The sequence below is a fragment of the Streptomyces pathocidini genome, from assembly GCF_001418495.1.
GTDB lineage: Bacteria > Actinomycetota > Actinomycetes > Streptomycetales > Streptomycetaceae > Streptomyces > Streptomyces pathocidini.
Genome location: NZ_LIQY01000455.1, coordinates 1 through 7,639, shown reverse-complemented (window position 1 = coordinate 7,639; position 7,639 = coordinate 1). Strand labels below are relative to the sequence as shown.

At 71.9% G+C, this 7,639-nt stretch carries 5 protein-coding genes and 2 pseudogenes; 4 read left to right on the top strand and 3 right to left on the bottom strand.

Annotation, left to right across the window (positions count from 1 at the left end):
* Positions 1–1,171 (top strand): annotated as a pseudogene (locus AOK16_RS20225) (tetratricopeptide repeat protein); the annotation flags it as partial.
* 89 nt (positions 1,172–1,260) lie between these two features.
* Here AOK16_RS20225 and AOK16_RS20220 read toward each other — a convergent pair.
* From AOK16_RS20220 to panB, 3 genes are all read right to left on the bottom strand, one after another.
* Positions 1,261–2,094 carry an ABC transporter permease gene (locus AOK16_RS20220; RefSeq protein WP_055473612.1) on the bottom strand — a complete coding sequence of 278 codons (834 nt, stop codon included), beginning with the start codon at positions 2,092–2,094 and terminating at the stop codon, positions 1,261–1,263.
* A complete protein-coding gene (locus tag AOK16_RS20215) occupies positions 2,091–3,122 on the bottom strand; it encodes an ATP-binding cassette domain-containing protein (RefSeq protein ID WP_055473611.1) in 1,032 nt (343 codons plus the stop codon). The genes AOK16_RS20220 and AOK16_RS20215 overlap by 4 nt, the downstream gene beginning before the upstream one ends.
* Positions 3,123–3,289: 167 nt before the next feature.
* Entirely contained in the window at positions 3,290–4,204 is a 915-nt protein-coding gene (gene panB, locus AOK16_RS20210) for a 3-methyl-2-oxobutanoate hydroxymethyltransferase (RefSeq protein ID WP_079101596.1), read from the bottom strand.
* 146 nt (positions 4,205–4,350) lie between these two features.
* On the opposite strand from panB, the pseudogene AOK16_RS20205 reads away from it, so the two are divergent.
* The 3 genes and pseudogenes from AOK16_RS20205 to AOK16_RS20195 all read left to right on the top strand — a co-directional run.
* Positions 4,351–5,919: pseudogene (locus tag AOK16_RS20205) on the top strand (MFS transporter); the annotation flags it as partial.
* 224 nt (positions 5,920–6,143) lie between these two features.
* On the top strand, positions 6,144–6,740 hold the full coding sequence (locus AOK16_RS20200) for a TetR/AcrR family transcriptional regulator (RefSeq protein ID WP_055473610.1): 597 nt from the start codon (positions 6,144–6,146) through the stop codon (positions 6,738–6,740).
* A gap of 219 nt (positions 6,741–6,959) precedes the next feature.
* Positions 6,960–7,639: endonuclease/exonuclease/phosphatase family protein (locus AOK16_RS20195; RefSeq protein ID WP_055473609.1), on the top strand; the 680-nt coding region annotated here is incomplete at its 3' end.

Genomic DNA, 7,639 nt, shown 5'->3' with positions numbered 1-7,639 from the left:
CGTGGCCGCCACGGACACGCCCCTGCCCCTGCCGCCGGACCTCCTCGGCGAGGCGCGGCGCGGCGTGCGGCTCATCGCGCTCGTCCACATCGAGCAGCCCTGGCAGGACCTGGAAACCCCCGAGATGCAGGCGCAGTTGCGCGGTATCAGGGCCACCTACCGCGCGGGCCAGCCGCAGACCTGCCGCATGCCGGGCGCCATGTGGTTCTTCGCGGTGCTGCTCACCGGGGACGCGGACCTGCTGGCGGAGACGATCGACGCGACCGTCGAGGGCGCCCGCCGCCTCGGGTACGAGTGGGAGCTGGCGTACACCCTGCAGTTCCGCGCCAGGATGCTCAGCGAACGCCCCGGCAGGGCCGAGTCCGCCCGGCGGGACGCCGACGAGAGCGTGGAGCGGTTCAGCAGGCTCGGTGACGGCTGGGGCGTGGCCGAGGCGCTGTCCTCGCGCGGCGAGGCGCTCGAACGGCGCGGGGAGTACGCGGCGGCGGCCGAGGACTACCGCGAAGCCATCCCGTATGCCCGGGAGTTGGGGGCGATGGGGCAGGTTTCGCTGCTGCGGGGCAGGCTGGCCGTCGCGTTGATCGAGTCGGGCGACATCGAGGCCGGGGAGCCGCTGCTGCGGGAGTCGCTGGCGGAGGGGGAGCGGCTGGGCGGTGACGCGACCGCCTTCGCCCGTGTCAACCTGGTTGTCCTGCTGGGCCGCACGGGCCGTACGGACGAGGCGCGGCGGCAGGTCCAGCGGCTGTTCGAGGAGGAGTTCGGGGGGCGGGCCCCGGGCCTGTTCGCGGGGATGCTGACGGGGCTCAACGCCTGGCTGGACGCCGCGGACGGACGGGGCCGGGATGCGCTGGAGAAGTTCCGCACCGCGCTGGGGCTGCTGCGCGATCCGTTTACCGACATGGTCGCCCCCGCCCAGCCGGTGACCCAGCTGATGGGTGCGGCCCGCGCGTACGGGATCCTGGGCGGGGCCGGGAACGCCGAGCGGGCGGCCCGCCTTCTCGGCGCCTACGACGCACTGCTGCCCGCCGCCTACCATCCGGTCGCCGCGGAGCGGGAGGCGCGCGCGGCGGCGGAGGCCGAGGTGCGCCGCGCGTTGGACGACGCGGCGTACGAGCGGGTGTACGCCGAGGGTGGCGGCCTCTCCTTGGACGAGGCCGCCACCCTGGTGTGACGCGACGGTCCGGGACCGATGATCCGGGACCGATGATCCGGGACCGATGATCCGGGACCGGTGGTCCCGGACCGGTGGTCAGCCGGACCTCACGTCTTGTTGCGGAACTTCGAGACGGCCAGCGGGGCCGTCACGGCGGTGATGACGATCGCCCAGCCCAGGGTGATCATCACCGGGTGCGCCACCGCGCCCTCGCCGTTGAGCAACGCGCGCGCCGCGTCGGCCAGTTGGGAGAGCGGGTTGTACTTGGTGAAGGCCTCCAGCCAGCCTGGCATCGTCCCGGGCGGGGCGAAGATCGACGAGCCGAACTGCAGCGGCATGATCACCAGGAAGCCCATGCCCTGCACCGCCTGCGGGGTCTTCAGGGTCAGCCCCAGCAGCATGAAGATCCAGGTCAGCGAGGCGCCGAAGGCCAGCGCCAGCGCGATCGCGGCCAGCAGCTCCAGCGGGCCGGTCTTCAGGTCGAAGCCGATGAGGAAGGCCACCGTCAGCAGGATGATGGTGGAGACCATCATCCGGCCGGACTCCACGATGAGCTTGGCGATCAGCACCGAGGAGCGGGCGATGGGCATCGTGCGGAAGCGGTCCATCACCCCCTTGTTGAAGTCGTCGTTGACGCCTGTGCCCACCGACATCGCGATGTTGAGGCCGCCCATCGCCATCAGGCCGGGGATGACGTAGTTGACGTAGACGGTCCGGTCGCCGCCCAGGCTGCCGCCGACCGCGCCGCCGAAGACGTACACGAACAGCAGCGTGAAGATGATCGGCATCAGCACGGCGTCGAACATCGACTCCGGGTCCTGCTTGATCTGCAGGGCGTTGCGGCGCACCAGGGCGCCGATGTGCCGCAGGTTCCCGCGCAGGCCGATGCGGCCCTCGCCGGAGTGCGCCGCCGCGGGCGCGGAAGCTACTGCCGCGCTCATACGGCGACCTCCTGAAGCTCGTTGTCGGCCTGGCCGTCCCGCTCGTCGGCGGGCGTGGAGGTCTTCTGGCCGGTGATGGCCAGGAACACCTCGTCGAGGCTGGGCAGGTGGGTGTCGATCCCGGCGATGGCGAAGCCGCGCTCACCGAGCAGGCCTATCACCGCGGTCAGCTGCTCGTCGCTGACGATCGGCACGTTGACCAGGCCCTCCTCGACATCCGCGGTCGCGCCCGCGATGCCGTCGAGCCCGGCCTGGGCGATGGCGCCGACCATGCGGTGCAGCTCGCCCGGCTCGGCGGGGCGGATCTGCAGGGTCCGGCCGCCGACCTTCGCCTTGAGCTCGTTGACCCGGCCCTCGGCGATGACCTTGCCGCGGTCGATCACCGTCAGCTCGCTGGCGAGCTGCTCGGCCTCCTCCATGTACTGCGTGGTGAGCAGGACGGTGGCGCCCTCGGCGACCATCCGCTTGACCTCGTCCCACACCTCGTTGCGGGTGCGCGGGTCCAGGCCCGTGGTCGGCTCGTCCAGGTAGAGCACCGAGGGCTGCCCGATCATGGAAGCGGCCAGGTCGAGGCGGCGGCGCATACCGCCCGAGTACGTGTGGGCGGCCCGCTTGCCGGCCTCCGTGAGCGAGAACCGCTCCAGCATCTCGTCCGCCCGGCGGCGGGCGTCCTTGCGCGGGAGGTCGAGCAGCCGCCCGATCATGTAGAGGTTCTCCCAGCCGGACAGCTTCTCGTCGACCGAGGCGTACTGCCCTGTCAGGCCGATGGTGCGGCGCAGCTGCCGGGGCTGGCGCACCACGTCGTAGCCCGCGACGGTCGCGGTGCCCGCGTCCGGCGTCAGCAGGGTCGACAGGCAGCGCACCAGCGTGGTCTTCCCCGCCCCGTTCGGGCCGAGGACACCGAGGACGGTGCCCTCCTTCACATCGAGGTCAACACCGTCGACGGCGCGGGTGTCGCCGAAGTGCTTGACCAGCCCCCGTACTTCGACGGCGTTTCCGCCCCCGGAGTTCTTTTCGATTCGCGTCATGCCGGAAAGCGTCGCACCCGCCACTGACAACGCACCGACATCGCACCGACAGCCCGCCGAAACCCAGGGGGACAGCCCGGGAAACGGCGGGCCGAAGGCCCAGCGGGGAGCGGCGGCCCAGCGGAGCCCGAGCTGAGCGGAACCGGCGGCTCAGCAGGAGCGGCGGCTCAGTGGAAGGTGTGCTCCTCCTGCGGGAACGCCCCGCCCACCACGTCCTCGGCGAACGCCCTCGCCGAGTCCCCGAGGGCCCGCCGCAGGTCGGCGTACTGCTTGACGAAGCGCGGCACCCTGCCCTCCGTCATGCCCGCCATGTCCGTCCACACCAGCACCTGAGCGTCGCAGTCCGGCCCGGCGCCGATACCGACGGTGGGGATGTGCAGGGAGCGGGTGACCTCGGCGGCCAGCCCGGCCGGTACGAGCTCCAGCACCACCGCGAAGGCGCCCGCGTCCTGCACGGCCTTGGCGTCGCGCAGCAGCCGGTGGGCCGCCTCCTCGCCGCGGCCCTGGACGCGGTAGCCCATGGCGTTGACCGACTGCGGGGTCAGGCCGACGTGCGCCATGACCGGGATGCCGGACTCCACCAGCAGCTCGATCTGCCGGTGCGAGCGCTCGCCGCCCTCCAGCTTCACCGCGCCCACACCCGCGTCCTTGACCAGGCGGGTGGCGCTGCGCAGCGCCTGGACGGGGCCCTCCTGGTACGAGCCGAACGGCAGGTCGGCGACGATCAGGGCGCGCCGGGTGCCGCGGACGACCGCGGCCGAGAGCATGGTCATCTCGTCGAGCGTGACGGGGACGGTGGTGTCGTAGCCGAGGTGGCAGTTGCCCATGGAGTCGCCGACGAGCATGACCGGGATCCCGGCCTCGTCGAAGACGGAGGCGGTCATCGCGTCGTACGCGGTGAGCATGGGCCACTTCTCGCCGCGCTCCTTGGCGCCGGCGACGTCGCGGACGGTGATACGGCGGGTGCTCTTGCCGCCGTACAGCGCCTTGCTGCTGTCGGCGGGCCGGGCGGGGGCCACGGAGGGGGCCTCGGAGTGGGCCGCACCCTGCCCGTTCGGGACAGGCGTCAGGGCAGACGTCATGGCAATGGCTCCTTCGTCATCTCGAGGCGCCCTCACGGCGTCCCCGGACCATGTCCATGGTGGCATCAGCGGCCGGAGGGTGAAAGAGGGGGCGTGTCTCCCCAGATACGGAACGGGCCCGTTTCGTATGAGGCTACTCTGGGCCCATGGTGACTCCGACCGGCACCACCGCCGCTGAACGCGGCGTTCCCGAGGCCGTGCACCGGCGGCGCTGGCTCATCCTCTCGGTGCTCATGTTCAGCCTGCTGATCGTGGTGCTGGACAATTCGATCCTCAACGTGGCCATGAAGACGATCGCCACCCCGCCGCCCACCGGACTCGGCGCCACGCAGAGCGAGCTGGAGTGGGCGATCAACTCCTACACGCTCGTCTTCGCCGGGATCCTCTTCACGGCGGGCCTCCTGGGAGACCGGCTCGGCCGCAAGAAGGTCCTGCTCTTCGGAATGGCCCTGTTCGGCATCGGCTCGGCACTCGCCGCGCTGTCCGACTCACCCGGCCAACTCATCGCCTTCCGCGCCCTGATGGGCTTCGGCGGCGCCTTCGTGATGCCCGCCACGCTCGCCATCCTCATGAACGTCTTCGAACGCGACGAGCAGCCCAAGGCCATAGGGATCTGGGTCGGCGGCGTCGGCCTCGCCATCGCCATAGGGCCCATCACCGGCGGCCTGCTCCTGGAGCACTTCTGGTGGGGCTCGGTCTTCCTGGTCAACGTGCCCATCGTGATCCTCGGCCTGGCCGCGATGCTGCTCCTCGTACCCGACTCCAGGGACCCCAGGCCCGGCCGGATCGATCCGATCGGCGTGCTGCTGTCCGTCGTCGGGCTCGTGCTGCTGGTGTACGGGATCATCCAGGGCGGGCGGCTGGCCGACTTCTCCGATCCGCAGGTGCTGGGCACCATAGGAGCCGGTCTCGCCGTGCTGGTGCTGTTCGTGCTCCACGAGAAGCGCAGCGACCACCCGGCGATCGACATCGGCTACTTCCGCAAGCCCGCGTTCTCCGCGGCCGTGGCCGCCATCGCGCTGGTCTTCTTCGCGCTGATGGGCGTCACGTTCTTCACCGTCTTCTACACGCAGAGCGTGCGCGGCTACTCCCCGCTGGAGACGGGCGTGCTGATACTGCCGCTCGCCGCCGCGCAGATGGTGTTCGCGCCGCGCGCCCCGCTCGTGGTGGAGCGGTTCGGCGCCCGCGCGGTGTGCACCGGCGGCATGCTGCTCGTCGCCGCCACCCTGGCCGGGTTCACGCTGCTCGACCAGGACACCCCGATCTGGGTCCTTGAGGTGCTGTTCTTCCTCCAGGGCGCCGGCATGGCCCACACGATGCCGCCCGTCACCACCTCGATCATGCAGTCGCTGCCGCGCGAGAAAGCGGGCTCCGGCTCGGCGGTCAACAACACCTTCCGGCAGGTCGGCGGCGCCCTGGGCGTGGCCGTCCTCGGCTCCCTGCTGTCCGCCACCTACCGGGCCGGGATCGACGACGAGCTCGCCGTCCTGCCGCCCGGCCTGCGGCACGCCGCGGGCGAGTCGATCGAGGCGACCCTCGGCGCGGCCGAGCGGATGGGACCCGAGGGCAGCGCGCTGGTGGCCCCCGCCAACGCGGCGTTCATCCATGCCATGCATGTCACCGTGGTCGGGGCGGCGGGCGTCGCCCTGGTCGGCGCCCTCGTCGTGGCCCTGTTCCTGCCGGGCCGCCCGAAGCCGTCCGAAGAGCAGGGACGTACGGAGGGCGGGCCGGCGGAGGAGGACAGACTCGCGGCGGTGGACAGGACCGGCCCCATGGAGCTGGTGGACGAAACCGGCTCCATGGAGGCGGACAAGACCGGCGCCATGGAGCCGGCGGACGGGACCGGCTCCATGGAGGCGGACGAAACCGGTTCCATGGAACCGGGCGGGACCCCGGTCGCCGAGGTGCCGGAGGCAGGGGGCCGGGGGAGCACGGCCCCATGACCACCGCAGTGCGGCGCGGCCGCCCCCGCAACGCCGCCGTCGACGTGGCGGTCGTCGAGACCGTCCTGCGCCTCCTCGAAGAGGGCGCCGGAGTCGGCGAGTTGTCGATGGAGCGGATCGCCCGCGAGGCCGGGGTCGGCAAGGCCACCGTCTACCGCCGCTGGCCCGGCAAGGAGGCCCTCCTCCTCGACGTCCTGCGCTCCCTGGAGGCGGACCTCCAGACTCCCGAGCCGGTGGGCGAGTCGGTCCGCGACGACCTCGTCCTCATGCTGGAGTTCCTGCGCCGCCGCGGCCTGGCCAAGCGCTCCTCGGCCGTGCTGCGCGCCGTGATCACCGAGATACGGTCGCATCCCAGGCTGTGGCGCGCGTACCAGGACACCGTGGTGCAGGCCCGGCGCGAGGCGGTGTACGAGGTGCTGCGCCGCGGCATGGCCACCGGTGAGATCCGCGCCGACCTCGACCCCGAACTGCTCGCCGACCTCTTCGTCGGCCCGATGCTCGCCCGGGCCGTCCTGCGTGAGTGGCAGGAACTGCCGGGGGGGCTGGCCGAGCGCATCGTGGACGCGGTGCTGGACGGCGTACGCCCGCACTGACCGCACCGGCTGCCCCACCAGGGCGTACTCCGGCGGTACTTCGGGTAACTGTTCGGTTTCTGTCACAGGTACCGATGCGCGGGCGCACGTCGGAACCCATGGCCCCGCCGTACTCGTCATGCAGGGTGAGTGGCCGCCAGGGGGCGGCGGGGAAGCCACAGGTCGTCGCCTATCGTGCGGGGAGGCGGGGGCCGACGAGCGAGGTAGCGAGGACGGCACATGACGCAGGCGTACACGACGGAAACGGGGCACGCGAGCTCGGCACACGAGCCCATCGGATCCCGGGGCCGGCGCCTGCTCGGCGGCTGGCGCGGCCCGGGCATGTGGCGGCGCGGCTGGCTGCTGGCCCTCTTCGCGGTCGTGCTGACCGGGCTGATGTTCCTGCATGCACAGGTGCCCAACGCGGTGGGCAACCTGGGTAGCCTGCTGGAGACGTTCCTGCCGTGGCTGGGCCTGGGCGTGCCGGTCCTGCTGCTGTTCGCCCTGCTGCGCAGGTCGGCTACCGCGCTGGTCGCGTTGGTGCTGCCGACGCTGGTGTGGGCGAACCTGTTCGGCGGGCTGCTGGGCACCAAGTCCTCGGCGACGGGCGGCGATCTGACGGTCGCGACCCACAACGTCAACGCCCAGAACCCCGACCCCGAGGGCACCGCCCGCGAGGTGGCTGCCTCCGGCGCGGACGTGGTGGCCCTGGAGGAGGTCACCGGCGACGCCGCGCCGACGTACGAGCGGGCGCTGGCGAGCACGTACAAGTACCACTCCCTGCAGGGCACGGTCGGAGTCTGGAGCAAGTACCCGCTGGCCGACACCCGGCCCGTCGACATCCGGCTCGGCTGGACGCGCGCGCTGCGCACGACGGTCGAGACCCCGAACGGGCAGGTCGCCGTCTACGTGGCCCATCT

What these genes read in the sequence shown, in the direction of transcription:
- AOK16_RS20220 (WP_055473612.1), bottom strand. Translation starts at nt 2,094, where the DNA reads ATGAGCGCGGCAGTAGCTTCCGCGCCCGCGGCGGCGCACTCCGGCGAG.
- AOK16_RS20215 (WP_055473611.1), bottom strand. Translation starts at nt 3,122, where the DNA reads ATGACGCGAATCGAAAAGAACTCCGGGGGCGGAAACGCCGTCGAAGTA.
- panB (WP_079101596.1), bottom strand. Translation starts at nt 4,204, where the DNA reads ATGACGTCTGCCCTGACGCCTGTCCCGAACGGGCAGGGTGCGGCCCAC.
- AOK16_RS20200 (WP_055473610.1), top strand. Translation starts at nt 6,144, where the DNA reads ATGACCACCGCAGTGCGGCGCGGCCGCCCCCGCAACGCCGCCGTCGAC.